Below are 23,680 nucleotides of genomic sequence, written 5' to 3'. Positions count from 1 at the left end.
AAAATGGCAGATCGCTATATCCGAGTGGAATCAGCGGAAACCAGATAACAGGCCAGACATGCAAGCCAATACTCCTCTACCGAATCCGAGCGACAAAGCGGTGCCGCCGTCGCGCCCGCCGCTGCAAAGCGTGGCGCAGGCATTGAACACCTTGCTCGACGCCGCCGCGCCGGTCGCAGGCGTCGAAACCGTCTCCACCCTGGACGCCTGCGGCCGCGTGCTGGCGGCGTCGGTGCAAGCGCACATCAATGTGCCGGGCATGGACAATTCGCAGATGGATGGCTATGCCGTGCGCGCCGCCGATTGCGCCTCGGGCCAGGCGCGCCTGCGCGTGTCGCAGCGTATTCCCGCCGGCCATGTGGGCCAGCCGCTGCAGGCCGGCACCGCCGCGCGCATCTTCACCGGCGCGATGATGCCCGAAGGCGCCGATGCGGTGGTCATGCAGGAAGCCTGCGAAGCCGATGGCGAAGATGTCATCGTGCGCCATCTTCCTAAGCCGGGTGAATGGGTGCGCTATGTCGGCGAAGACATCCGCCAGGGCAGCACCATCCTGGCCGACGGCACCCGCCTGCGGCCGCAGGAGCTGGGACTGGCGGCCTCGGTGGGGCAGGCCGAACTATCGGTGCGCCGCCGCGTGCGCGTGGCGGTGTTTTTCACCGGCGATGAATTGACGATGCCGGGCCAGCCCCTGAAGCCGGGCGCCATCTACAACTCCAACCGCTTCCTGCTGCGCGGCTTGCTGGAAAAACTGGGCTGTGAAATCACCGACTACGGCATCGTTCCCGACAACTTGGACGCCACCCGCAAGACGCTGCGCGAGGCCGCGCAACAGCACGACCTGATCATCACCAGCGGCGGCGTATCGGTGGGGGAGGAAGACCACGTCAAGCCGGCGGTGGAAGCCGAAGGGCGCATCAACATGTGGCAGATCGCCATGAAGCCGGGCAAGCCGCTGGCCTTCGGCGAAGTCAATCGTCCGACGGCGCAGGAGGGACGCGCCTTTTTCATCGGTTTGCCGGGCAACCCGGTGTCGTCGTTCGTCACTTTCCTGGTGTTCGTGCGGCCCTTCCTGCTGCGCCTGCAAGGTTGGCCGCGTGAAGCAGTACTGCCGCAAGCGGTGACCATGCGCGCCGACTTCGACTGGACCAAGGCCGACAAGCGCCAGGAATTCCTGCGTGTGCGCCGAAATGCCAACGGCGGGCTCGACCTGTTCCCCAGCCAGGGCTCCAACGTGCTGACCTCGACCGTGTGGGCCGATGGCCTGGTCGACAACCCGGCGGGCAAGACGATTGCCGCGGGCGATACCGTTTCCTTCATCTCTTTCCAGGATTTGCTCTCATGAAAATCGAATTGCGTTTCTTCGCCAGCGTGCGCGAGGCGCTCAACACCACGCAAGAGGTGATTGAGCTGCCGGCCAGCGTCAAGACCGTGGGCGACGTGCGCGCCTTCCTGATCGGCCGCGGCGGCATCTGGGCCCAGGTATTGGGACCGGAGAAGAACCTGCGCATGGCTTACGACCATGTGATGACCGAGGCCGATACCGAGATCGCCGACGGCGGCGAGGTGGCCTTCTTCCCGCCGGTCACGGGCGGCTGACATGCCCACGAAGGACGATGCCTCGGCCGGCACGCTCGAACATTACAGCCGCAATGCCGAAGGGTTTCGCGCAGGCACCTGGGACCACGACGTCAGCCAGAACATCGGCGCCTTGCTGGATGCGCTGGAGATGCGTCCCGGCATCGCCGGCCGTGGGCCGTTTTCCATCCTCGATTTCGGTTGCGGCCCGGGGCGCGATTTGCTCACCCTGTCGAAGCTGGGACATGAAGCGGTAGGCCTGGACGGCACCGAAGAATTCGTGCGCATGGCGCGCGAGGCTTCCGGCTGCGAGGTCTTGTGCCAGGATTTCGTGAGGCTCGATTTGCCGGCGCAGCGCTTCGACGGCATTTTCGCCAATGCCTCGCTGTTCCATGTGCCATCCGCCGACCTGCCGCGTGTGCTGGCGCAACTGCGCGAAGCACTGAAGGAAGGGGGCATTTTGTTCAGCTCCAATCCGCGCGGTGACGATGTGGAAGGCTGGAGCGGCGAGCGCTATGGCGTGTGGCATAGCCTGGAAGGATGGCGGCGCTATCTGCAGGATGCGGGATTTGCCGAATTGCGCCATTATTATCGGCCTGATGGCTTGCCCCGTGAGCAGCAACCCTGGCTGGCCAGTGTGTGGCGCAAGACGGCCTGAACCGATTTGACGATTTTCCCCTTTTCCGACCATGCCCATCCGCGTCCAGACTGCTGATTTCGACCTCTCCACCGAAGTGGCGCAACTGCGCCTGTCCAATCCCCTGGTCGGCGCGGTGGCCGCTTTCGTCGGTACCGTGCGCGACCTCAATGAAGGCGCGGCGGTGTCGGAAATGGAGCTGGAACATTATCCCGAAATGACCGAGCGCGCCCTGGAACAGATCGTGGCCGATGCCAAGGCACGCTGGCCCATCTTCGACGCGCTGGTGATCCATCGCGTCGGTCCCTTGCTGCCGCTGGAGCAGATCGTGCTGGTGGCCGTGACTTCGCGCCATCGCGGCGAGGCTTTTGCCGCCTGTGAATTCATCATGGATTACCTCAAGACCCAGGCACCGTTCTGGAAGAAGGAGCAGACGCCCGAAGGCGCGCGCTGGGTCGATGCGCGCGAGAGCGATGATGCGGCCTTGAACAAGTGGAACAAATAACGCCACGCCGATAAGAACAGAGGGGAAGCCCGCTCTTGCCATTCACATTTCGATTGCCGCGCATTCCGGGTTTGCCGACCACTGCGACGGCGCCTTTCTGCCCCTCTGAAGTTGCCGGCACCGTGGAAGTGCCGGCCACCGCCTCGGCCTGGCAAAAGCTCAAGCTCTATGTCGGCCCGGGTTTGCTGGTGTCGATCGGTTATATGGACCCTGGCAACTGGGCCACCTCGATACAATCCGGCGCCCAGTTCGGCTACCGCTTGCTGTTCGTGGTGATGTTGTCGAGCCTGGCGGCGATCGTGCTGCAATGCCTGTGCGCACGCTTGGGCATCGCCACCGGCAAGGACCTGGCGGTCCATTCGCGCGAGCATTACCCGCCCATCGTGGGGCGCGGCATGTGGGTGCTGGCCGAACTATCCATCATCGCCTGCGACCTGGCTGAAGTGCTGGGCTGCGCATTGGCGTTCAACCTGCTGCTGGGCGTGTCGCTGCCGGTCGGGGTCATGCTGACCGCGCTGGATACCTTGATCGTGCTGGGCCTGAAGGGCAGGGGCTTTCGCCAAGTGGAGGCGATTATCCTCGGGCTGGTGCTGACCATTGCCGCGTGCCTGCTGGCGCAACTGGCCTTCGTCAAGGCTGACTGGCATGCGGTGGCGCTGGGTTTCGTGCCATCATTGCAGGCGGTTTCCAGCCGCGAACCGCTGTACCTGGCCATTGGCATCATCGGCGCCACCGTGATGCCGCACAACCTGTACTTGCATTCTTCCATCGTGCAGACGCGCACGGTGCGGCGCGATCCCGCTTCCTTGCAGGATGCGGTGCGCTATACCCGCATCGACACCACCATCTCCTTGTTGCTGGCCATGGTCATCAATGCCGCCATCCTGATCCTGGCGGCCTCGGCCTTCCACCAGAGCGGCAACACGCAGGTGGCGGAACTGGATGAAGCCTACCATTTGCTGGACCCGATCACCGGCTCGGCGGCGGCTGCGATCCTGTTCGGCGTCGGCCTGTTCGCTGCCGGGCAAAGTTCGACCTTCACCGGCACCATCGCCGGCCAGGTGATCATGGAAGGTTTCCTGAAGATGAAGATCCCGTGCTGGCAGCGCCGCGTCATCACGCGCGGGCTGGCGCTGATCCCGGCGCTGGCCGGGGTGCTGACGCTGGGGCCGCATTCGGTGGGCAAGCTGCTGGTGGCCAGCCAGGTGGTGCTGTCGCTGCAATTGCCGTTCGCCATGTATCCGCTGATCCGGCTGACCGGCAGGCGTGATTTGATGGGGGAATTGGCTAACCCGTGGTGGGTGGCGCTGGCGGCGTGGGTATTGTTTGCGGCGATATCGGCGGCCAATGTCTGGCTGGTGGTGCAGGTGTTTGCTGGTTGAATAACCGGTTTCGGTATTGATAAAAAAAAGCGGGCGGATGATTTTCATCCGCCCGCTTTTTTATTGCCCTGAAATACCGTAATTCAGCTCTTGGCTGACGGCGCAGCCTGCTTCTGCTCCTTGCCGCTGCCCGGCTCCAGCACCACGGTGCAGGTCAGGCCGGAGGCCAGCAGCACGTCCTTGGGCACGTCGTCCAGGTGGATGCGGACCGGGATGCGCTGGGCCAGGCGCACCCAGTTGAAGGTCGGGTTGACGTCGGCGATCAGTTCGCGGCTTTGCGGATTGTCGCGGTCGTAGATGCCGCGCGCGATGCTGTCGACGTGGCCGGACAGGGTGGCGCCGTTGATCAGCTGGATCTTGGCCTTGTCGCCCACCGACAGCAGCGGCAGCTTGGTTTCTTCAAAGTAGGCGTAGACCCAGAACGAATGGCTGTCGATCACCGCGATCTTGGCCGCGCCGGCGGCCGCATAGTCGCCGCGGCGCACGTTCAGGTTGGTGACGTAGCCGTCCACCGGCGAGAACACCTTGGTGCGTTCCAGGTTCAGCTTGGCGGTGTCGCGCTGGGATACGGCGGCCTGGTATTGGGCCTGGGCCGACTGCAGCTGCGCCTGCGCGGCCTGGAACTGGGCCTCGGCGGCGGTGACCTGGGTGCCTGCGTCTTCGCGGGCTTCGCGCGAGACCACCAAGGCATCCATGTCGGCGCGGCGGCGGGCCTGGGCGCGGCGCATGTTGAGGTCGGCGCGGCGCACGTCGACATCGGCGCGGCGCACGTCGAGGTCGGACTTGCGCGCGGCCACGGCGGCATCGGCCTGCTGCAGCGCCAACTGGTAGCGCGCCGGGTCGATTTCCATCAGGAGGTCGCCTTTCTTGACCAGCTGGTTATCGCGCACCGGCAGTTCGACCACCTGGCCGGAGACGTCCGGCGCGATGTTGACCACATCGGCGCGCACGCGGCCGTCGCGGGTCCACGGCGAGACCATGTAGTGCTGCCACAGCGTCCAGGCGAGGAAGATGGCCAGCAGGAAAATCAGCAGGGTGATGGCTGGGCGAAAAATCGATTTGACCGACATGATGAACTACTCCTGAATGTTTCTTTGTTTTTTCGTATTGCGTGTTTGGCGCGGCAGGTTAGGCATACACGTACAGGCCCATCAGCGAGGCGAAGCAGACGAACATGCTTACGCGGAACAGCGCCGGGTGCCACACCATGTTGTACAGGCCGATGCGCACCAGCAGGCGGTCAGCCGCGAAGGCCAGCGCGCCGGCCGCGACCGCCAGCAACAGCAGGGTGGGAATATAGGCGTCGAAGAAGGAAATCTCACGTGGCATGGCGGGCTCCGGAATTCGTAGGGTTGGCGTCGGCGGCGCCGTCGCGCATGGTATGCAGCGGTGACTGCGGATCCAGCAGGGCAGTGCGGATGAAGTGCAGGTAGCTCAGCGTGCGTTGCAGCCGATGGCGTTCGCTGCGTTCGCGGTAATGCGGGCCGATGGCTTGCTGCACCTGGGCGATGGCATGGTCGTTGGCGGCCAGGGCGTTGGCGAAGGTGTCGCGATTGGGGGTATTGAACAAGGCCGGAATGGTTTCGCGCAGGCGGTTCAGCGCGGCGTAGGCGCCGGCCGGCAGCAGGTCGGGGCGTTCGGTGCGGATGCCGTTGAGTTCGGTGCGCAGTTCGATGATGGCATGGCCCACTTCCAGCGTGGCGAAGGTCCAGCCGAAGGCGATCTGGCGCAGCGTCGGGCGGCTGCTGGTGAGCATGGTGATCTGGTGCATCAGGTCGCGGGTGCCGCTTTCGAACTTCAGCGCCAGGTGCCCTAGCTTGCCGAAGCAGGCGTCCACCACTTGCTTGCGCAGTTGCTTCTCCAGCACGCGCACGATCCAGTCGGTGGTCGGCGGCAGCAGCACCATGAAAGAGATGGCGGTCACGGTCAGCGACACCATCAGTGCCACCGCTTCATTGAGATAGCCGGCGGCGTTGAAGCGCGCGAAGTTGTCGGGCACCGCCAGGAACGGGAAGAAGATGCAAATGCCCAGGCCGTAGCCGGCCCATTTCGGCTTGGTGGTCAGCAGCACGGCCAGCATCAGCATCGGCGTGAGCATCGCCGCCAGCATCCAGTAACCGTCGGCGCGCGGCAGCAGATGGAAGGTGTAGAAGTAGCCGGCAACGGTGGCGAAGGCGACGCCGATGGCGACCGTGCGTGTGGCTTTGGCCGGATCGGGCGCGGCCGAGGTGATGGCGCAGAAGGCGGCGGCGTTGAGCGCGGCCACGTCGCCGCTGGGCCAGCCGCTGGCCAGCCAGAACGCCGACAGCAGCAGTAGCGTGACGGCGGCGCGGGCGCCGGCGATCAGCGCGGTGGTCATGCTGGTCTTGGGCGTGTAGGCGTGTTCCCATTGCTCGCGCTCATGGCGGCGCTGGGGCAGCGAGGCGTAGGTCAGCGTGTAGGCGTGCAGCTCTTCGATGACGCGGTACAGCAGTTCGGAGGCGGTGTCGAAGTCCAGCATGGCGCTATCGCTGTCCAAGCGCAACTCGCCGCGGGTAGCGCGCACGCGGCGCGGCAGTTCGCGCTTGTAGGCTTCCAGCTTGAGGGCGGCATCGGCGGCGTCGACCGCGCTCATGACCGGTTCGCCGCTGTCGCGGGTCAACAGCGGCTGGACTTCCTTGAAGTAGGGGGAGATGGCGTCGATGACGATTCGCGCGCTTGGCGCAGGGCTGGCATGCAGCCGGTTCATCAACTGGTGCAGCGCATGCACGCGCGTCGACAGCGCCATGAACTCGCTGTTCATGCGCGTCAGGCGGCCGCTGCGCAGACGGATTTCGGGGTCTTCGAAGATGGCCGAACTGCGCAGCGCTTCCAGGCCGATGATGTCGCCGATGAAGCGGGCGTTGGCGGCATCGAGTTTCTTGCGGTCGGTGGTGCCGCCCAGGGTGGCGCCGATCAGGTCGACGAAGGCGGTGAAGCGGCCGCGGATGATGCGCACCAGGCCCGGCGCGCTGGCTTGCGGGAACACCAGTGCACTGACCACGCCGGCGCAGACGATGCCCACTGTGATCTCGGTCACGCGCGTCATCATCGAATCGAAGGTGATGCCGGGGTGGAGCGCGGCCGGCAGGCCGACCAGGGCCACCGTATAGCCCGACAGTACGAAGCCGTAGGAGCGGAAATTGCGGTTGTACGCCGACCCCATGGTGCACAGGCCGATCCACAGGGCGGAGGCGATCAGGAACAGTTCCGGCGTCTGCGCGAACAGGCCTACAAGCACCACCACGGCGACCGAGCCGACCAGGGTGCCGATCACGCGGTAGAAACTCTTGGCCAGAATCATGCCGCTTTGCGGCTGCATCACGATGAAGACCGTGATCAGCGCCGAGCGCGGCGATTCGAGGTCGAGAGTATAACCGATGCCCAGCGCCAGCAGGCCGGCGAAGACCATCTTGAAGACGTAGATCCAGGTCGGCCGCTCGTTCTGCCACCAGTCGCCGGCGGCTTCGCGCAGTTGTGCACCGAAGGGTGTGCGCGTCGCGGTGGTTGTGGCGGGCTGGTTCATTGCGCGGCGGTCCGGATAGTGCCGTCGGCGGCGGCTTCAGGTGCGGCGGCCGGTTCCAGTCCGCCGCCCAGGGCCGCGGTCAGCGTGGCATAGGCGGCCAGGTGCTGGGCCTGCAACTGCTGCTCGATCTGTTGCTGGCGCAGCCACTGGGTTTGCGCATGCAGCACGTTGAGGTAGTCGGTCAGGCCGCGCTGGTAAGCGTGGGTGGCGATGTCGACGTTCTTTTGCGCGGCGGCGATCGATTCATGCGCCTGCTGTTGCTGGCGGGCTACCGATTGCAGCGTCACCACCTGGTCGGAAATCGTCTTCAGGGCTTGCGACAGCAGGGCGTTGTAATGCTCGACCTCGATGTCGTAGCCGGCGGCGGCGGCGCCCAGTTGGCCGCGCAGGCGGCCGCCTTCGAAGATCGGCAGCGAGACCGCCGGCCCGTAGGTGGTTTGCCAGTTCTTCATGCTGAGGAAGGACAGCATGCCGCCGCCGGCGGCGGCCGGGCCGATGCCGGCCAGCAGGTTGAGGTTGGGGTAGAAGGCCGTCTTGGCCACCGCGATGCCGCGGGCGGCGGCTTCCACGCGCCAGCGCGCGGCGCTGATGTCGGGGCGGCGGCCGACCAGTTCGGCCGGCAGCGCGCTGGGCAGGCCGATGGGAGACTGCAGCGCCAGTACCGGTCGTGCGATGTTGTCGCCGGCACCCGGGCCTTCACCCAGCAGGGCGGCCAACTGGTTGCGCACCAGCGCGATGCTCTCATGCAAGGCTTCGATCTGGCGGCGGGTTTCCGGCAACGGGGCTTCGGCCTGGGTGATGTCCAGCTGGGTGCCGAGGCCGCCGTTGAAGCGGCGGTGCGCCAGGTCGAGGATTTTCTCTTCTTCCTTGAGCATGGCTTCGGTGTTGTCCAGCAGGCCGTATTGCAGCGCCAATTGCACATAGGTGCGCACCACATTGCTTTCCAGATCGAGCTGGGCGGCGCGGGCATCGGCGGCGACCGCATGCAGTTCATCCTGGGCGCGCTCGGTCGTGTTCTTGTTGCGGTCCCACAGGTCGACGTTGTAGGCCAGGCTCAGGGTGGCGGTGTTGTTCCAGGTCAGCTTGTCGCGGAAGCTGGCGCCGTAATAGACGTTGTCGGACCAGTCCTTGCGGCCGATGGCGGCGTCCAGTTGCGCGCTGGGCAATTCGCCGGCATGCGCGACCACCGCCATCGATTGCGCCTGCCGCACGCGGGCGGCGGCAATGGCCATGCTGGGGTTGCCGGCCACGGCTTTCCGTACCAGCGCGTCGAGTTGCGGGTCGTTGTAGGCCAGCCACCAGGCGCGCTGCGGCCAGCCGGCTTCGGCGCCGGCCTGGCGGATGGCCTGGCCGGCATCGAGGGTGGAAGCCTCGCGTACTTGCGCTTGCGGTTTGATGCCTCCCTGGTCGGCGCAGCCGGCGATTGCCAGGACTGTCAGCGATAGCGCAATGACGGTCAGGGCAGACCAACGAGGGGAGGAACGGCGCTTCATGAGATTACCCCAAAATATGTAAATATCAGATGATATGTATTGTATTTTGTAATTATCTTGGGAAAAATTCGCCAATTTGCAATTGTTTATCCTTTAAATTGCAATAATTCTAGGGCTGTTTTGGGTAACAATGCTGTCATCCGCCAGTCCGGCAAACGCGAGCTTCCACATGCGCCATTCGTGCAGAGCTTACCTGAGGAAACTGGCGGCAGCATAGGAAAGAGTATGGATACCCTGCAAAACATGCGCGTGTTCGAGCGCGTGGTCGAGGCCGGCAGTTTTACTTCCGCGGCCCAGCAAATGGGGCTGACCACCGCCCATGTCTCGCGCGCCGTGGCCGACCTGGAGCGGCACCTGCGCACTCGCCTGTTGAACCGCACCACCCGCCGCATCGCCTTGACCGAGGCCGGCGAGCGCTACCTGCTGCGTTGCCAGCAGATCATCTCTTATGTCGAAGAGGCCGAAGCCGAGGCCGGCGCCGCCTATGTGAAGCCGTCCGGGCGCTTGCGCATCCACGCGATGACCAGTTTCGGCCAGCGCTACGTGATTCCGGCCATTTCCGGCTACCAGAAGCGCTATCCCGACGTGGCGGTGGAGCTGACCCTGGCCCAGCGTATTCCGGACATGCTGGAAGAGGGCTACGACGTCTCGCTGGTGCTGGCGCGCGAACTGCCGGATTCCGGCCTGATTTTCCGCCAGTTGGGCAGCACGTTCAGCATGCTGTGCGCCTCGCCGGCCTATGTCGACAAGCACGGCATGCCGCAAAAGCCGGCCGACCTGGCCAACTACACCTGCCTGCAGCTGGTGAGCCCAGTGTCGCCGCTGGACGAATGGGTGATCGAAGGGCCGGACGGCATGGACACGATCGCCGTCAAGAGCAATTTCCAGGTCAACGTGGCCGAGGCGATGCTGGCCAGCATCCGCGAAGGCATGGGGATCGGCGTGCTGCCGATCTATTCGGCGGTGGATCCGCTGCGCGCCGGCACCATCGTGCGCGTGCTGCCGCAGCACCGCATGCAGCAGATGGGCGTGTATGCGCTGTATCCGTCGCGCCAGTACCTGGACGCCAAGATCAGCACCTGGGTCGACTGGATGCACGAGAGCGTGGACAAGGCGCTGCGGGAAGACCACCAGGCGCTGGAACGCATCGGTTCGCTGCGCGAAGAAATGCAGGGGATTGTTACCGCGCAGGAACACGCTTCCTGAGGCGGCGCGACTATTGCGGTTTCTGGCATCATCGAGGCGACGGACACGACAGGGGGAGGCGGCATGGGATGGCTGGCGGTGGGAGTGGGGGCGGCACTGGGAGCGTGGCTGCGCTGGCGGCTTTCGGTGGTGTACAACATCGGCGGCCACTTCGTGCCGGTAGGCACGCTGGCGGCCAACTGGGTCGGCGGCTATGTGATCGGCTTCCTGGTGGCTTACTTCGAGCACCATCCGGGCCTGTCGCCGGAGTGGCGCCTGTTTGCCATTACAGGTTTCCTGGGTGGGCTCACCACCTTTTCCACCTTCTCGGCCGAGGCCATGATCCTGCTGCAACGGGGCGATTATCTTTGGGCCATCGGCCATTCCGCGCTGCATCTGTTCGGTTCCATCGTATTGTGCATTGCCGGTTTCGCAACGTACCGGGCGTTGGCCGGCTAGGGCGGTATCGGGCATCGGGTGTTGCGGGTGTGATACAAATCAAGTTTTTGCGCCGGCGGTTTGCTTGAAAATCAAGCCTCAGGCCCAATTTTCATCACATTGAAAAATTGGAGCGAACCATGCGACTCGACAAACTCACTACAAAATTGCAGGAAGCGCTGGCCGACGCGCAATCCCAGGCGGTCGGCCACGACAATCAATACATTGAACCGGTACACCTCGTCATCGCCCTGTTGAACCAGGACGACGGCGGCGCGCGCTCGCTGCTGCAGCGCGCGGGCGTGAACGTGAACGGCCTGTCCTCGGCCTTGCAGGGCGCCTTGCAGCGTTTGCCGCAAGTCTCCGGCAACGGCGGCGAGGTGCAGATCGGCCGCGAGCTGGTGGCCTTGCTGAACCTGGCCGACAAGGAAGCGCAAAAGCATGGCGACCAGTTCGTCGCCAGTGAAATGGTGCTGCTCGGGCTGGTGGACGACAAGTCCGACGCCGGTCGCGCCGCGCGCGAGAACGGCCTCACCCGCAAGTCGCTGGAAGCCGCCATCAAGGCGGTGCGCGGCGGCGCCTCGGTATCGTCGCAGCAGGACGAAGGCCAGCGCGAAGCATTGAAGAAATATACGCTGGACCTGACCGAGCGCGCCCGCGCCGGCAAGCTCGATCCGGTGATCGGCCGCGACGATGAAATCCGCCGCGCGATCCAGGTTTTGCAGCGCCGCAGCAAGAACAACCCTGTGCTGATCGGCGAACCGGGCGTGGGCAAGACCGCCATCGTCGAAGGCCTGGCGCAGCGCATCGTCAACGGCGAAGTGCCGGACAGCCTGAAGTCCAAGCGCGTGCTGTCGCTGGATATGGCGGCGCTGCTGGCCGGTGCCAAGTACCGCGGCGAGTTCGAGGAGCGCCTGAAAGCGGTGCTGAAGGAAATCGCCCAGGACGAAGGCCAGACCATCGTCTTCATCGACGAGCTGCACACCATGGTCGGCGCCGGCAAGGCCGAAGGCGCGATGGATGCCGGCAACATGCTCAAGCCTGCGCTGGCGCGCGGCGAGCTGCATTGCGTGGGCGCCACCACGCTGGACGAATACCGCCAGTACATCGAGAAGGATGCCGCGCTGGAGCGCCGCTTCCAGAAGATCCTGGTCGATGAGCCGAGCGTGGAGGCGACCATCGCCATCCTGCGCGGCCTGCAGGAAAAGTATGAGGTGCACCACGGCGTGGACATCACCGACCCGGCCATCGTGGCCGCGGCCGAGTTGTCGCACCGCTACATCACCGACCGCTTCCTGCCGGACAAGGCGATCGACCTGATCGACGAGGCTGCCGCCAAGATCAAGATCGAGATCGACTCCAAGCCGGAAGTCATGGACAAGCTCGACCGCCGCCTGATCCAGCTGAAGATCGAACGCGAAGCGGTCAAGCGCGAGAAGGATGAAGCCTCGCAAAAGCGCCTGCAGCTGATCGAGGAGGAAATCCTGAAGCTGGAGCGCGAGTATGCCGACCTGGAAGAAGTCTGGAAGGCTGAGAAGTCGACCGCGCAGGGCGGCCAGCAGCTGAAGGAAGAGATCGAGAAGGTCCGCCTGCAGATGGAAGAGGCTACCCGCAAGAGCGACTGGCAGAAGGTGTCCGAGTTGAAGTACGGCAAGCTGGCAGAACTGGAAGCCGCGCTGGAAGTGCAGAACAAGAAGGATGCCGCCGGTGTCGCCGCTGAAAAGCCGAAACTGGTGCGTACGCAAGTGGGCGCCGAGGAAATCGCCGAGATCGTGGCGCGCGCCACCGGCATCCCGGTCTCGCGCATGATGCAGGGCGAGCGCGAGAAATTGCTGCACATGGAAGAAGTGCTGCACCAGCGCGTGGTGGGGCAGGATGAGGCGATCGTGGCCGTGTCCGACGCCATCCGCCGTTCGCGCGCCGGCCTGGGCGACCCCAGCAAGCCGTATGGCTCGTTCATGTTCCTGGGCCCCACCGGCGTGGGCAAGACCGAGCTGTGCAAGGCGCTGGCGTCTTACCTGTTCGATACCGAAGAGGCGATGATCCGCATCGACATGAGCGAGTTCATGGAGAAGCATTCGGTGGCCCGCCTGATCGGCGCGCCGCCGGGCTACGTGGGTTACGAGGAGGGCGGCTACCTGACCGAAGCCGTGCGCCGCAAGCCTTACAGCGTGATCCTGCTCGACGAGATCGAGAAGGCGCATCCGGACGTCTTCAACGTGCTGCTGCAGGTGTTGGACGACGGCCGCATGACCGATGGCCAGGGCCGTACCGTGGACTTCAAGAACACGGTGATCGTGATGACATCGAACCTGGGTTCGCACCGGATCCAGTCGATGGAAGAGAGCGATCCGGCGCTGGTGAAGCTGGCGGTGATGGCCGAGGTGCGCACGCACTTCCGCCCGGAGTTCATCAACCGGGTGGATGAGATCGTGGTGTTCCACGCGCTCGATGAGAAGAACATCGGCGCCATCGCCAGGATCCAGTTGCGCATCCTGGAGCAGCGCCTGGCCAAGCTGGAGATCGGCTTGCAGATCAGCGAGGCCGGCCTGCAGAAGATCGCCGAAGCCGGTTTCGACCCGGTGTATGGCGCGCGGCCGTTGAAGCGCGCGATCCAGCAGGAGATCGAAAACCCGCTGTCCAAGGAAATCCTGGCCGGCAAGTTCGGGCCGAAGGATGTGGTTCACGTGGAAGTGAGCAACGGCCAGCTGGTGTTCAGGAAGTAACGCCGGTAACGGAGCAGGGCAGTTTTTTGCCGCGCTCCGCCACTCGTGTCAAAGCCGGTTGTACCGCAAGGTGCAACCGGCTTTTTTCATAGCTTCGCCGACGGCATGGGCTGCCGTGCCTTGATGGCGGAAGGCGCCCTCCGCAAGCGGTTTGTTGCCTTTTGTGAAATTCTCTCCGCTGCGCTTTTGGCATACAATGGTTGCCCAATCGAAAGAACCGGTGCGGCGCGCTGCAAGGCCAGCAAGGCCATCCGTCGCAGTTGGCGGCATGCACCGGCAGGGGGAACCATGCTAAAGGCAGCTGGCGGCGAACGTCCGCAAAGGGGGAGATTCTGAGGCAATCATCTTTGCAGCGGCTGTTCATCTTGCCGTTCATCTTCCTGATGGTTTGCCTGGCGCTGACGATAGGCTGGTTCCTGTATCGCGCCGGGGATGACGCCACCGAGATCCTCACGCGCAATGCGCTGATGGAGACCATGGGGCGCGTCGGCCAGGCGATCGACCGCCAGACCATGAATGCGCGCGAAAGCCTCAACGCGGTCGCGCCGCCGCCGGTGCCGCCGGTCAATCCCGGCGAGAAGCCGGCCATGCTGCCTTTCCCCAAGGACCGCAAGCAACTGGAGGAGCGGCTGTGGGTGGCCAATGCCCTGTTCAGCGATCCCAGCTATGTCTATTTCGGCGGCGCCGATGGCAGCTTCCTGGGCATCAGGCAGGAAAGCGCCAGCGTGTTCATGTACAGCGTCCGCGAGCCGGAGGACAAGAATTACGTCTACTACCTGCGCGGCCCCGGCACCGAAATGAAGCTGACCGCGGTGCAGGACTACGAGCCTCGCCAGCGTCCCTGGTATATCCAGACGGTGGAGCGCGGGCGCGAGACCTGGTCGTCGGTCTATACCGATTTCCGGTTGAAATTCCTGGCCATCAACCTCTCCAAGCCGGTCTACGATACCGACGGCGCATTCCTGGGCGTGGTCAACAGCAATATCGGCCTGGGACAACTCACCACCTTCCTGCAGCAGTTGCCGATGAGCCGCAATGGCGTGGCCTTCGTGACTGAACTCAATGGCGGCATGGTCGCCACTTCGCTCAATGAACCTGTGTATGAGGCCAAGGGTACGGAATTCACACGCCTGAACGCCCTGCAAAGCAAGTCGCCGCTGGTGCGGCAGGCCTTCGCCGAGGTGCAGAAATACCTGGTTGACCATCGTCCCGTGCCGGGCCAGCTGATGCTGCTCAACGCAAGCGGGGAGAATGGCAAGGCCGAGGTCGTCTTCCGCCTGCACCATGACGAGGCCGGGCTGGACTGGCTGGCCGTCAGCGCCGCGCCGCGTTCCGATTTTCTCGGGCCGGTGGCCGGTGGCATCTACCAGACCCTGATGCTGGGACTGGTGGCGGTGTGCCTGACGTTCATCATCGGCTTCATGCTGTTGCGCTGGGTACTGCGCGACATCCGCAAGCTGACGCTGGCGGCCAAGAGCATCGGCAACGGCAGCCCGTTCCCGGCCCTGAACATCGACCGCAACGACGAGATCGGGCAACTGGCGCAAAGCTTCCAGGAAATGGAACGCAACCTGCGCACCGACCGCCTGACCAACGTGCTCAACCGCGATTCGCTGATCGCGCAGATCGAGTTCCGCCGCCGCAATTCGTCGCAAGCCAATCCGCTGCATTTCGCGCTGCTGTTCATCGACCTCGACCGCTTCAAGGCGGTCAATGACGAATACGGCCACGACGAAGGCGACAAGGTGCTGGTCACCATTGCCGCGCGCCTGCAGCATGCGCTGCGCCATGACGATTCGGTCGCGCGCTTTGGCGGCGACGAGTTCGTGGTCTACCTGCATGGCGTCAATGAGATCGAAGTCGCGCGCACCCTCGCCGACAAGATCCGCCATGCCGTCAACAAGCCTATCGACGGGCGCGACGGCAACCAATACATCGTGGACGCCTCGGTGGGCGTCTCGCTTTATCCCGAAGACGGCCTCGATGTGGAAACCCTGTTGCGCATGGCAGACTCGCGCATGTTCGACCAGAAGCGCCTGCACCGCATTCTGTCGGTGTGACGATGCGGGCAGGAACCTGATTACGGAGACCACCATGAGCTTTTCCACCTGCGACCTGTGCGACGCCAATGAAGACAAGCTGGCCACCGGCGCCTTGCATGTGCTGCCGCCCATCTTCGCCGCGTTCGGCAAACGCAATGCCTTTGCCGGCCCGGCCAGGACGCTCAAAGTGTTCGAAGACAACGTGCTGGTGCGCGCCGCCTTGGAGACCCCGGGCAACGGCCATGTGCTGGTGGTGGACGGCGGCGGCAGCCTGCGCTGCGCGCTGGTGGGCGGCAACCTCGGCCTGCTGGCGCAGAACAACGGCTGGACCGGCATCCTGGTCAACGGCTGCGTGCGCGATACCGCCGAGCTCAATGCCTGCGACGTCGGCATCCGCGCGCTGGCCGCGCATCCGCAGCGCAGCTTCCGCAAGGGGGCGGGTGACACCGATCTGAAGGTCACCATCGCCGGCGTGGCGGTGCATCCGGGCGACTGGATTTATGCGGATGTGGATGGCGTGCTGGTATCGCGCACACCATTGTGAGGCCCTAGTCCTGGCGGCGCAGGATGTCGTCGATGGCGGTGGTCTGGGCGACGATTTCGCGCAAGTCCTGGTTGAGCAGGTTGGCGCGCCGCTGCAGCGTGCCCCAGCCCGACCATGAACTGGCCTCGGCCGGCACCGGCTCGGGCGTAACGGGACCGACCAGTTCGATCTTGGCCGAAAGCGCCTTGTCTTGCGGCGCCTGCGGCGACACCGTGACCGCGCCTCCCCGTTTTTTCGACTTCGGCGCCAGGATGCGCTGGGCTTCGGCCAATTGCTCGCTGGCTTCCAGGTAAGTGTCTTCGATCAGCTTGTTGACCGGCCCTTGCGGCATGTTTTCCTGGTGGCGCCGCAGCATCAGGCGCAGCGCGGCAATGTGCGCCGCCACCAGGTAGTTTTGCACGATGAAGCGGTTCAGCTCCTTGACCGCGCGGTGCTTGGTCACCGGTTCATCCATCATGCGCACCAGCGCCGAGACCAGCGCCGCCAGGCTGTCCATGAAGCCCTTGCGGCATACCCGGTAGAAGAAATCGTCCTTGACCTTGCCTTCGAGCATATCGCGGCTGGCGGTGAGGTAGCGCTGGCTGGCCTTCAACACGTTGCGCAGCAGCTTGGGCAGGTCGCGGTATTCCCAGGCCGGCAGCAGGTAGCTGAAGGCGGTGGCGATGACCACCCCGATCACGGTGTCGATCAGGCGCTCGCTGACCACGCCCTGGTGGCCGGCCGGCAGCAGCAGGTTGAGCAGCATCAGGATCTGCACCGAGGCGGCGATGGCGGTGTAGCGGTATTTCACATAGGTGAACGCCGGCGCGGCGACGCTGGCGGCGAACAGCACCGCCAGCAGGCCCATCGGATTATGGACGAAGCGCAGGATCAGCGCCGTGATCAGGCAGCCGATGACGGTGCCGATCAGGCGGTCGGCCATGCGCTGCTTGGTGGCGCTGAAATTGGGTTTGAGGATGATGACGATGGTCAGCACGATCCAGTAGCTGTGCGCCATGTAGGGCAGGTGGCTGGAAATCCACAGGCCGGTGGTCACCGCCAGCGCCACGCGGATGGCGAAGCGGAAGATCGGCGACTGCCAGCGCAGGTTGACCAGCAGCATGTTGAACTTGAACTTCTGCTGGGTCAGGAACGGCGTCATGTCCGAGCCGGGCAGGATGGGCAGCGGATCGACCGGGTTGTGCGTGGCCTGGTGCAACTGGCCGATCAGTTCGCTGATGTCGCGGATCTTGTTGTAGGTCACGCGCAGGACCGTCAGCGCTTCCTCCGAGCCGGGTTTCGGCTCGGCCTCTTGCATCTGCTGCATTTCGTACTGGATGGCGCGCAGTTCGGCCTTGTAGTTGACGCTGGGCGCGGAGGCTTTCTTGCGCGTGATGGCATAGGCGATCGATTCGATGTCTTCGGCCGCCTTGTTGGCCAGGTCGCGCAGGAAGATCATCACGTCGTCGCTGCCGAAGTGGTTGCGCAGGAAGCTGTAGTCGGCGTGGGTGGACAGCACCTGCTCATAGAGTTCCAGCATGGACAGGTGCACCTGCACCAGCAGGCCGTCCTGCTTGGTGTGCAGGTCGCGCAGGATCAGGTCGCGCGAGGCTTGCAGCTTGTCGGCCACGACGATCTGCTGGCGCACCAGCTGGTTGAACTGGCTGGCCAGGTCATGCCGCACATCATAGAAGTCGGCCTTGATGCGCAGGTAGCGCGCCAGCTCGAACAAGGCTTCGGCCAGCACCTGCTGCTTGATGCGGCGGCGCAGGAACCACGACACCGCCATCGAATAGGCCAGGTAGCCCAGGCCGCCGCCCAGGAACAGGCCCGCGTGCAGGAAGGCGTCCGCGATCGGCACCTGGTTTTCCATCGACAGCGTCATCACCATCAGCGCGGCGAATTGCAGCGGCATGGTCTTTTTGCCGTACACCACCATCATGCTGGCGAAGAAGCTGACCAGCACCATCATCGCGCTGACCAGCCAGGGTACCGGGGCGCACAGGCTGATGACCAGCATCACCACGGTGCACAGCAGCACGCCGGCCAGCATTTCGTTGAACTTGTGCCGCAAGGGGCTGGGCAGGTCCATCAGGCTGGTGCACAGCGCGCCCAGGAACACCGTCATGGTGGTCTGCATGTCGGCCACGTTGTACACCAGCATGGTGAGGCCGACTACCCCGATCGCGATCCGCACCCCAGTATAGAAATAATGACTGAATAGAAATGTGCGGATGTCCAGGGCGTAATGCATGAAGACTATCGGCGTTGAATCGCCGTTCAATTTTGGTAGGCGTTTATTTTGTGCTTTCTTCGGCGATTAAACAACCGAGCCGGCCCGTTGCCGCAAAAAAGAAATCGGGCGGCCGGTCATGCGTTGCGGCGGCCGGCGCTTCAGGGCAGGGGAAACACCAGGCAGGTAGTGGTGGCGTGGGCGTACAGGCGGCCGTCGGCATCGATGATGCGTCCTTCGGCGATGCCCACTTGCTTGCCGACCTGGACCACTTTGCCTTCTGCGCGCACCGGCCCGGTTTTCTCGGTCAGCGCGCGCACCAGGTTAACTTTCAGTTCCAGCGTGGTATAGCCCATGCCTTGCGGCAGCATCGAATGCACGGCGCAGCCCACGGCCGAATCCAGCAGCGTACAGAAATAGCCGCCATGCACGCTGCCCAGCGGGTTGTAATGGCGCTTGTCGGGCGTGCCCTGGAAGACGATGCGGCCGGGTTCGCCTTCGACCGGGATGAAGTCCAGCGTCTGGCCGATCGGCACCGAGGGCAGCAGGCCGTCCCAGATCTTCTGCAGGAAATCCATGCCGCTGCCGGCCTTCAGGTCGTCCAGGGTGGCTACCCCGGGCGGCGCCAGCTTGGCCCGTACCGCTTCTTCCTGTTTGCGCCACAGCGCGAGCGTTTCTTCTCTTGTCGTCATGTTTCCTCCGGTTGTCGTCTCTGGTGTCAGTGAAAGCCTTGCCTGGGCAAGTTACTTTTATTATGAAAGAGAAGAGATATGGCGTCAAAAAATTTCGAACGATCGTTTTAATTATGGATGAGCCGGAGGCGCCGCCACGGCAGGGCTTGTGAAAAGCCGCGATATTTCACGATGAGAATTTTTCATTTCGTATTGTGAAAAGTGCGGGTGCGCAGCATCAAAAGTATTTTTCATTCCCAGAAATTTCGTTCCGTATCGCAAAATATGAAGAATAAGTATTTGATTTTATTAATATAAAAAATTTACCTATGTCTTATACAAGACATTGTTGCTCTGCACATGGATGGCTACTATGAAGTCATGGAATTCGCGATTTCACCCGGTTTTTAAACACATCCACACTGACGAAAAAGGAGATCACCATGAGCACACGTGAACAGCAAATCCAGGCACTGGAAAAGGATTGGGCGGAAAACCCCCGCTGGAAGGGCATCAAGCGCAACTATTCGGCTGAAGACGTGGTCCGCCTGCGCGGCTCGGTGCAGATCGAACATTCGCTGGCCAAGCGCGGCGCCGACAAGCTGTGGCACCTGGTCAACAACGAACCCTTCGTCAACGCGCTGGGCGCCCTGACCGGCAACCAGGCCATGCAACAGGTCAAGGCCGGCCTGAAGGCGATCTACCTGTCCGGCTGGCAAGTGGCGGGCGACGCCAACCTGGCCGGCGAAATGTATCCCGACCAGTCGCTGTATCCGGCCAACTCGGTGCCGATGGTGGTCAAGCGCATCAACAACACCTTCCAGCGCGCCGACCAGATCCAGTGGTCCGAAGGCAAGAACGACATCGACTTCTTCGCGCCCATCGTGGCTGACGCCGAAGCCGGTTTCGGCGGCGTGCTCAACGCCTTCGAACTGATGAAGTCGATGATCGAGGCGGGCGCCGCCGGCGTGCACTTCGAGGACCAGCTGGCATCGGTGAAGAAGTGCGGCCACATGGGCGGCAAGGTGCTGGTGCCGACCCGCGAAGCGGTCGAGAAGCTCAACGCGGCACGCCTGGCGGCCGACGTCATGGGCACCAAGACCCTGGTGATCGCCCGTACCGACGCCGAGGCGGCCGACCTGCTGACTTCGGACGTGGATGCCAACGACAAGCCGTTCCTGTCGGGCGAACGCACTGTCGAAGGCTTCTTCAAGACCCATCCGGGCATCGACCAGGCTGTCTCGCGCGGCCTGGCCTATGCGGAATACGCCGATATGGTCTGGTGCGAAACCGGCAAGCCGGACCTGGCCTTCGCCAAGACCTTCGCCGAAGCCATCCACGCCAAGTTCCCGGGCAAGCTGCTGGCCTACAACTGTTCGCCGTCGTTCAACTGGAAGAAGAACCTGGACGACGCCACCATCGCCAAGTTCCAGCGCGAGCTGGGCGCGATGGGCTACAAGTTCCAGTTCATCACGCTGGCCGGCTTCCACGCGCTGAACTACTCGATGTTCAACCTGGCGCACGGCTATGCCCGCAACCAGATGTCGGCCTTCGTGGAACTGCAGGAAGCCGAATTCGCCGCCGCCACCAAGGGCTTCACCGCGGTCAAGCACCAGCGCGAAGTCGGCACCGGCTACTTCGACGCCGTGACCCAGGCGATCCAGCAAGGCCAGTCGTCGACCACCGCGCTGCACGGCTCGACCGAAGATGAACAGTTCTTCGAGGAGCAGAAGGAAAAGAAGGCTGCCTGAGCCCGCTTGAAAATAGACTTGAGTTGACTGTGTGTTGTGTAAAACCGGCTTGCTTGTTCAAGCCGGACGGGGTACCCCCCGATCTTGGAACCGCACCTCAAAAGGGTGCGGTTTTTTTTCGCGGTGGGAGCGAAGAAGGGAATTACGGCGAACGTCGCGCGCCGATGCGCCCGTCGCGCACTTCGAACACGGCGTCGCCCAGGGCATCGGCGTCGGCCGGGTCGTGCGTGATCAGCAACATATGCACGCCGAGTTCGCGCTGCAACTCCGCCAGTTCGCGCCGCATGTGCTGGCGCAGCGACGGATCGAGCGCCGCGAACGGTTCGTCCAGCAGCAGGATGTCCGGTTCCGACGCCAGCGCGCGTGCCAGCGCCACACGCTGCCGCTGGCCGCCGGAAATCTGCTCCGGATGGCTGCCGGCGATCGCCTGCAGGCCGAAGGCGGCGATCCATTTCTGCACCGCCGGATGCGATGCCGGATGGCGCAGGTTGAAGCAGCCGCGGGCCAGGCCGAAGGCGATGTTCTGCGCCACCGTCAGGTGCGGGAACAGTGCGTAGTCCTGGAACAGGTAGGCGACGTTGCGCTCCTGCGGACGCAGGTTGATTCCTTGCCCGGCATCGAACAGCGTGCGGCCGTCCAGCCGGATATGGCCGCTGTCGGGCGTCATCAGGCCGGCGATGGCTTTCAGGGTCAGGCTCTTGCCCGAGCCGGAGGGGCCGTACAGCACGATGCGCTCGCTGTCGGAGGCAAAGGCGATGTCGAGGTCGAACACGCGGCCGCTGGCGCGCAATGTCTTCCGGATCTGGAGTTCGACGCTCACGGCAGGTAGGGATGGATGAGGGAATCGGGGCGCATGGCGGGACAGGAGAAGCTTAACGCAAAGTGAACTGCTTGCGGTCCGGCAGCAGCCGCCCGGCCAGCATCAGGATCACGACGCAGGTGATGGAGGTGATCGCCACCAGCATCGTGGCGGCGCCGTCGTCGCCGGCCTGCACCGCTTCATAGATAGCGACCGACAAGGTCTGGGTGCGGCCGGGCAGGTTGCCGGCCACCATCAGCGTGGCGCCGAATTCGCCCAGCGCGCGGGCGAAGGCCAGCAGTACGCCGGCGGCGATGCCCCTGGCCGCCAGCGGCAGGCTGACGCGGAAGAATACCCCGGCCTCCGACACGCCCAGCACGCGGGCGGCATTTTCCAGCTGGTGGTCGACGTTTTCGAAAGCGGCGCGGGAAGCCTTCAGCACCAGCGGGAAGGCGACGATGGTGGAGGCCACCACGGCGCCCTGCCAGGTGAACACCAGTTGGATGCCGATGCTGTCGAGCCAGGCGCCGAAGGCGCCGCGGCGGCCGAACAGCACCAGCAGGTAATAGCCCAGCACGGTCGGCGGCAGCACCAGCGGCAAGGTCAGGATGGAATCGATGAAGTCGCGCAGCGGCGAGCGCCAGCGCGACAAGCCGTAGGCCGCGGCCACGCCCAGCACCATGTTGAGCAAGGTCGCCAGCCCGGCGACCTTGAGCGAGAGCAGCAGCGGAGTCCAGACGGGATGCATGGCGTGTGCGCGCGGATGGGGCGGATCAGGGCTTGAGGAAACCGTAGCGCGCCAGCACCGCCTGGCCGGCGGGCGAGAGCACATGGCCGATGAACTTGTCGGCCAGTTCCTTCTGCCGGGAGCCGGCAGTGACGGCGATCGGATAGGTGGCCGGCGCGGCGGACGGGATACGGACGGCGACCTTGACCTTGTCCGGTATCACGGCGGCGTCGGTGGCGAAGACGAAACCGGCGTCGACCTCGCCGCGCGCCACGTAGTCCAGGCTGGTGCGCACGTTCTCCGCCATCACGGCCTTGGCCGATACCTGCTGCCACAGGCCGGCGCTTTCCAGCGCGGCCTTGGTGTAGCGGCCGAACGGCACCGAGGCCGGGTTGCCCAGGGCGATGCGCCGGTAGCCGGGCTGGCTGAGGTCGGCCAGCCCGGCCGGCTGCAGCTTGCCGTCATGCGGCACGATCAGCACGATCTGGTTGGCGGCGAAATTCTTGCGGGTGGCCGGGTTGACGGCCTTTTCGGCGACCGCCTTGTCCATCGCGGCCTGGTCTGCCGAGGCGAACACGTCGGCCGGGGCGCCGCGCACGATCTGCTGCATCAGGATGTCGGAGGCGCCGAAGTTGGTGATCACCTGCACGCCTGGGTTCTGCTGCTCGAACGAATGCGCCAGTTCCTTGAAGGCATTGGTCAGGCTGGCCGCGGCAGAAACCACCAGCTCCGCGGCGTGGGCGGCGCCGGCGCACAGCAGCAGGGCGGCGGCAAGGGCGGTTTTCAGGCGGGTACGCTTGAACATCTGCGGTTCCTCTCGGTTCTGGTATCGAATGGCCTGCGTGGCATCGGCGCCTCACGCTGCCGCAGGCAAGCAAAAGCGCGCGGACCGACGGCCGACGCGCGCTTGGTGGATGAGTCGAAATATACGCAAGGATATAGCGACAGTCAACCGCGGGCAAAACTGTACTGCCTCCGGAGGCGGGCGACTGTCCCGTCGGCCGCCTGCAGCTTCTGCCTGCCTGGCCGGCGCCGTTGCGGCACTGCGGTGTTGGACGCGCCGGGAGGCCCTTGTACAATCACGCGCATGACTTATTCCAAGACCATCAGATTGCGCGTGATGCAGGGCGACACCATCGCCTTCGGCCCGGGGAAGGCCGATCTTTTGCAAGCCATCGAGCGTGCCGGATCGATCTCCGGCGCCGCGCGCGAGATGGACATGTCCTACCGGCGCGCCTGGCTGCTGGTCGAGGAAATGAACCGCTGCTTTGCCAGCCCGCTGGTGAGCACCGCCACCGGCGGCGCGCGCGGCGGCGGCGCGGTGGTGACCGAACTGGGGCGCGAGGTGTTGGCGCGCTACCAGCGCATGCAGAAGAAGGCCGAAACCAGCATTGCCGCCGACCTCGGCTACCTGCAGTCGCTGATGGCCGATCACGGATAGGCGCGGGC

At 64.2% G+C, this 23,680-nt stretch carries 21 protein-coding genes; 12 read left to right on the top strand and 9 right to left on the bottom strand.

What is annotated here, in order from left to right; all coding sequences use genetic code 11:
- Window positions 1-58: 58 nt before the first annotated feature.
- The 5 genes from glp to J7548_RS03935 are packed head-to-tail and all read left to right on the top strand — an operon-like array spanning window position 59 to window position 4,099.
- The gene (glp, locus tag J7548_RS03955; protein WP_290970611.1) at window positions 59-1,342 is read left to right on the top strand and encodes a gephyrin-like molybdotransferase Glp; all 1,284 of its coding nucleotides are present in this window, start codon (window positions 59-61) and stop codon (window positions 1,340-1,342) included.
- Window positions 1,339-1,596, top strand: coding sequence for a molybdopterin converting factor subunit 1 (gene moaD, locus J7548_RS03950; RefSeq protein ID WP_290970609.1), 258 nt, complete (start codon window positions 1,339-1,341; stop codon window positions 1,594-1,596). The genes glp and moaD overlap by 4 nt, the downstream gene beginning before the upstream one ends.
- A 1-nt stretch (window position 1,597) precedes the next feature.
- The gene (locus J7548_RS03945; protein ID WP_290970607.1) at window positions 1,598-2,233 is read left to right on the top strand and encodes a class I SAM-dependent methyltransferase; all 636 of its coding nucleotides are present in this window, start codon (window positions 1,598-1,600) and stop codon (window positions 2,231-2,233) included.
- Between the two features lie 31 nt (window positions 2,234-2,264).
- Entirely contained in the window at window positions 2,265-2,717 is a 453-nt protein-coding gene (gene moaE, locus J7548_RS03940; RefSeq protein WP_290970605.1) for a molybdopterin synthase catalytic subunit MoaE, read from the top strand.
- A 35-nt stretch (window positions 2,718-2,752) separates the two neighbouring features.
- Complete coding sequence (locus J7548_RS03935) at window positions 2,753-4,099, top strand: Nramp family divalent metal transporter (RefSeq protein WP_290970603.1); 1,347 nt, start codon at window positions 2,753-2,755, stop codon at window positions 4,097-4,099.
- Window positions 4,100-4,182: 83 nt separating this feature from the next.
- On the opposite strand, the gene J7548_RS03930 is transcribed toward J7548_RS03935, so the two are convergent.
- Genes J7548_RS03930 through J7548_RS03915 form a run of 4 tightly spaced genes read right to left on the bottom strand, consistent with a single transcriptional unit; the run spans window position 4,183 to window position 9,136 of the window.
- Window positions 4,183-5,169, bottom strand: a complete 987-nt coding sequence (locus J7548_RS03930) for an HlyD family secretion protein (protein WP_290970601.1) — start codon at window positions 5,167-5,169, stop codon at window positions 4,183-4,185.
- A 58-nt stretch (window positions 5,170-5,227) separates the two neighbouring features.
- Window positions 5,228-5,428, bottom strand: a complete 201-nt coding sequence (locus J7548_RS03925; RefSeq protein WP_290970599.1) for a DUF1656 domain-containing protein — start codon at window positions 5,426-5,428, stop codon at window positions 5,228-5,230.
- Window positions 5,418-7,643, bottom strand: a complete 2,226-nt coding sequence (locus tag J7548_RS03920) for an FUSC family protein (RefSeq protein WP_290970597.1) — start codon at window positions 7,641-7,643, stop codon at window positions 5,418-5,420. Before J7548_RS03920 ends, J7548_RS03925 begins: the two co-directional genes overlap by 11 nt.
- Window positions 7,640-9,136 carry an efflux transporter outer membrane subunit gene (locus tag J7548_RS03915; protein ID WP_290970595.1) on the bottom strand — a complete coding sequence of 499 codons (1,497 nt, stop codon included), beginning with the start codon at window positions 9,134-9,136 and terminating at the stop codon, window positions 7,640-7,642. Before J7548_RS03915 ends, J7548_RS03920 begins: the two co-directional genes overlap by 4 nt.
- Before the next feature lie 225 nt (window positions 9,137-9,361).
- Here J7548_RS03915 and J7548_RS03910 point away from each other — a divergent pair, with 225 nt between their 5' ends.
- The 5 genes from J7548_RS03910 to rraA all read left to right on the top strand — a co-directional run bounded on the left by J7548_RS03910 (window position 9,362) and on the right by rraA (window position 16,071).
- The gene (locus J7548_RS03910; protein WP_290970591.1) at window positions 9,362-10,342 is read left to right on the top strand and encodes a LysR family transcriptional regulator; all 981 of its coding nucleotides are present in this window, start codon (window positions 9,362-9,364) and stop codon (window positions 10,340-10,342) included.
- Between the two features lie 63 nt (window positions 10,343-10,405).
- A complete protein-coding gene (crcB, locus tag J7548_RS03905; RefSeq protein WP_290970588.1) occupies window positions 10,406-10,780 on the top strand; it encodes a fluoride efflux transporter CrcB in 375 nt (124 codons plus the stop codon).
- Between the two features lie 119 nt (window positions 10,781-10,899).
- On the top strand, window positions 10,900-13,485 hold the full coding sequence (clpB, locus tag J7548_RS03900; protein ID WP_290970585.1) for an ATP-dependent chaperone ClpB: 2,586 nt from the start codon (window positions 10,900-10,902) through the stop codon (window positions 13,483-13,485).
- 383 nt (window positions 13,486-13,868) lie between these two features.
- Window positions 13,869-15,545: a diguanylate cyclase gene (locus tag J7548_RS03895; protein ID WP_290971606.1), complete on the top strand. Its 1,677-nt coding sequence runs from the start codon at window positions 13,869-13,871 to the stop codon at window positions 15,543-15,545.
- A 34-nt stretch (window positions 15,546-15,579) separates the two neighbouring features.
- Window positions 15,580-16,071 (top strand): ribonuclease E activity regulator RraA, encoded by a 492-nt coding sequence (gene rraA / locus J7548_RS03890; protein WP_290970583.1) that lies wholly within the window; start codon window positions 15,580-15,582, stop codon window positions 16,069-16,071.
- A 4-nt stretch (window positions 16,072-16,075) separates the two neighbouring features.
- On the opposite strand, the gene J7548_RS03885 is transcribed toward rraA, so the two are convergent.
- Together J7548_RS03885 and J7548_RS03880 are read right to left on the bottom strand one after the other, a co-directional pair.
- Complete coding sequence (locus J7548_RS03885) at window positions 16,076-18,304, bottom strand: FUSC family membrane protein (protein WP_290970580.1); 2,229 nt, start codon at window positions 18,302-18,304, stop codon at window positions 16,076-16,078.
- 140 nt (window positions 18,305-18,444) lie between these two features.
- A complete protein-coding gene (locus tag J7548_RS03880; protein WP_290970577.1) occupies window positions 18,445-18,975 on the bottom strand; it encodes a PaaI family thioesterase in 531 nt (176 codons plus the stop codon).
- 422 nt (window positions 18,976-19,397) lie between these two features.
- Between J7548_RS03880 and aceA the strand changes: the two genes are divergently transcribed.
- Window positions 19,398-20,705 carry an isocitrate lyase gene (gene aceA / locus J7548_RS03875; RefSeq protein ID WP_290970574.1) on the top strand — a complete coding sequence of 436 codons (1,308 nt, stop codon included), beginning with the start codon at window positions 19,398-19,400 and terminating at the stop codon, window positions 20,703-20,705.
- A gap of 142 nt (window positions 20,706-20,847) precedes the next feature.
- Here aceA and J7548_RS03870 read toward each other — a convergent pair whose 3' ends face one another.
- Genes J7548_RS03870 through modA form a run of 3 tightly spaced genes read right to left on the bottom strand, consistent with a single transcriptional unit; the run spans window position 20,848 to window position 23,036 of the window.
- Window positions 20,848-21,525, bottom strand: a complete 678-nt coding sequence (locus J7548_RS03870) for an ATP-binding cassette domain-containing protein (protein ID WP_290970571.1) — start codon at window positions 21,523-21,525, stop codon at window positions 20,848-20,850.
- A 52-nt stretch (window positions 21,526-21,577) separates the two neighbouring features.
- On the bottom strand, window positions 21,578-22,252 hold the full coding sequence (gene modB, locus J7548_RS03865) for a molybdate ABC transporter permease subunit (RefSeq protein ID WP_290970568.1): 675 nt from the start codon (window positions 22,250-22,252) through the stop codon (window positions 21,578-21,580).
- 25 nt (window positions 22,253-22,277) lie between these two features.
- A complete protein-coding gene (gene modA, locus J7548_RS03860; RefSeq protein ID WP_290970565.1) occupies window positions 22,278-23,036 on the bottom strand; it encodes a molybdate ABC transporter substrate-binding protein in 759 nt (252 codons plus the stop codon).
- 282 nt (window positions 23,037-23,318) lie between these two features.
- Between modA and J7548_RS03855 the strand changes: the two genes are divergently transcribed.
- On the top strand, window positions 23,319-23,672 hold the full coding sequence (locus J7548_RS03855) for a LysR family transcriptional regulator (RefSeq protein ID WP_290970562.1): 354 nt from the start codon (window positions 23,319-23,321) through the stop codon (window positions 23,670-23,672).
- Window positions 23,673-23,680: the final 8 nt, after the last annotated feature.

The organism is Herbaspirillum sp. (assembly GCF_017744395.1).
GTDB lineage: Bacteria > Pseudomonadota > Gammaproteobacteria > Burkholderiales > Burkholderiaceae_D > Herbaspirillum.
The sequence above is the reverse complement of the archived record's forward strand: the minus strand, read 5'-3'. Positions and strand labels throughout refer to the sequence as shown.

Coding starts and splice junctions, on each gene's coding strand:
- moaE (WP_290970605.1), top strand. CDS start 2,265: ATGCCCATCCGCGTCCAGACTGCTGATTTCGACCTCTCCACCGAAGTG.
- modA (WP_290970565.1), bottom strand. CDS start 23,036: ATGTTCAAGCGTACCCGCCTGAAAACCGCCCTTGCCGCCGCCCTGCTG.
- rraA (WP_290970583.1), top strand. CDS start 15,580: ATGAGCTTTTCCACCTGCGACCTGTGCGACGCCAATGAAGACAAGCTG.
- J7548_RS03925 (WP_290970599.1), bottom strand. CDS start 5,428: ATGCCACGTGAGATTTCCTTCTTCGACGCCTATATTCCCACCCTGCTG.
- crcB (WP_290970588.1), top strand. CDS start 10,406: ATGGGATGGCTGGCGGTGGGAGTGGGGGCGGCACTGGGAGCGTGGCTG.
- J7548_RS03920 (WP_290970597.1), bottom strand. CDS start 7,643: ATGAACCAGCCCGCCACAACCACCGCGACGCGCACACCCTTCGGTGCA.
- J7548_RS03855 (WP_290970562.1), top strand. CDS start 23,319: ATGACTTATTCCAAGACCATCAGATTGCGCGTGATGCAGGGCGACACC.
- glp (WP_290970611.1), top strand. CDS start 59: ATGCAAGCCAATACTCCTCTACCGAATCCGAGCGACAAAGCGGTGCCG.
- J7548_RS03880 (WP_290970577.1), bottom strand. CDS start 18,975: ATGACGACAAGAGAAGAAACGCTCGCGCTGTGGCGCAAACAGGAAGAA.
- J7548_RS03885 (WP_290970580.1), bottom strand. CDS start 18,304: ATGCATTACGCCCTGGACATCCGCACATTTCTATTCAGTCATTATTTC.
- clpB (WP_290970585.1), top strand. CDS start 10,900: ATGCGACTCGACAAACTCACTACAAAATTGCAGGAAGCGCTGGCCGAC.
- J7548_RS03910 (WP_290970591.1), top strand. CDS start 9,362: ATGGATACCCTGCAAAACATGCGCGTGTTCGAGCGCGTGGTCGAGGCC.
- moaD (WP_290970609.1), top strand. CDS start 1,339: ATGAAAATCGAATTGCGTTTCTTCGCCAGCGTGCGCGAGGCGCTCAAC.
- aceA (WP_290970574.1), top strand. CDS start 19,398: ATGAGCACACGTGAACAGCAAATCCAGGCACTGGAAAAGGATTGGGCG.
- modB (WP_290970568.1), bottom strand. CDS start 22,252: ATGCATCCCGTCTGGACTCCGCTGCTGCTCTCGCTCAAGGTCGCCGGG.
- J7548_RS03930 (WP_290970601.1), bottom strand. CDS start 5,169: ATGTCGGTCAAATCGATTTTTCGCCCAGCCATCACCCTGCTGATTTTC.
- J7548_RS03945 (WP_290970607.1), top strand. CDS start 1,598: ATGCCCACGAAGGACGATGCCTCGGCCGGCACGCTCGAACATTACAGC.
- J7548_RS03915 (WP_290970595.1), bottom strand. CDS start 9,136: ATGAAGCGCCGTTCCTCCCCTCGTTGGTCTGCCCTGACCGTCATTGCG.
- J7548_RS03895 (WP_290971606.1), top strand. CDS start 13,869: ATGGTTTGCCTGGCGCTGACGATAGGCTGGTTCCTGTATCGCGCCGGG.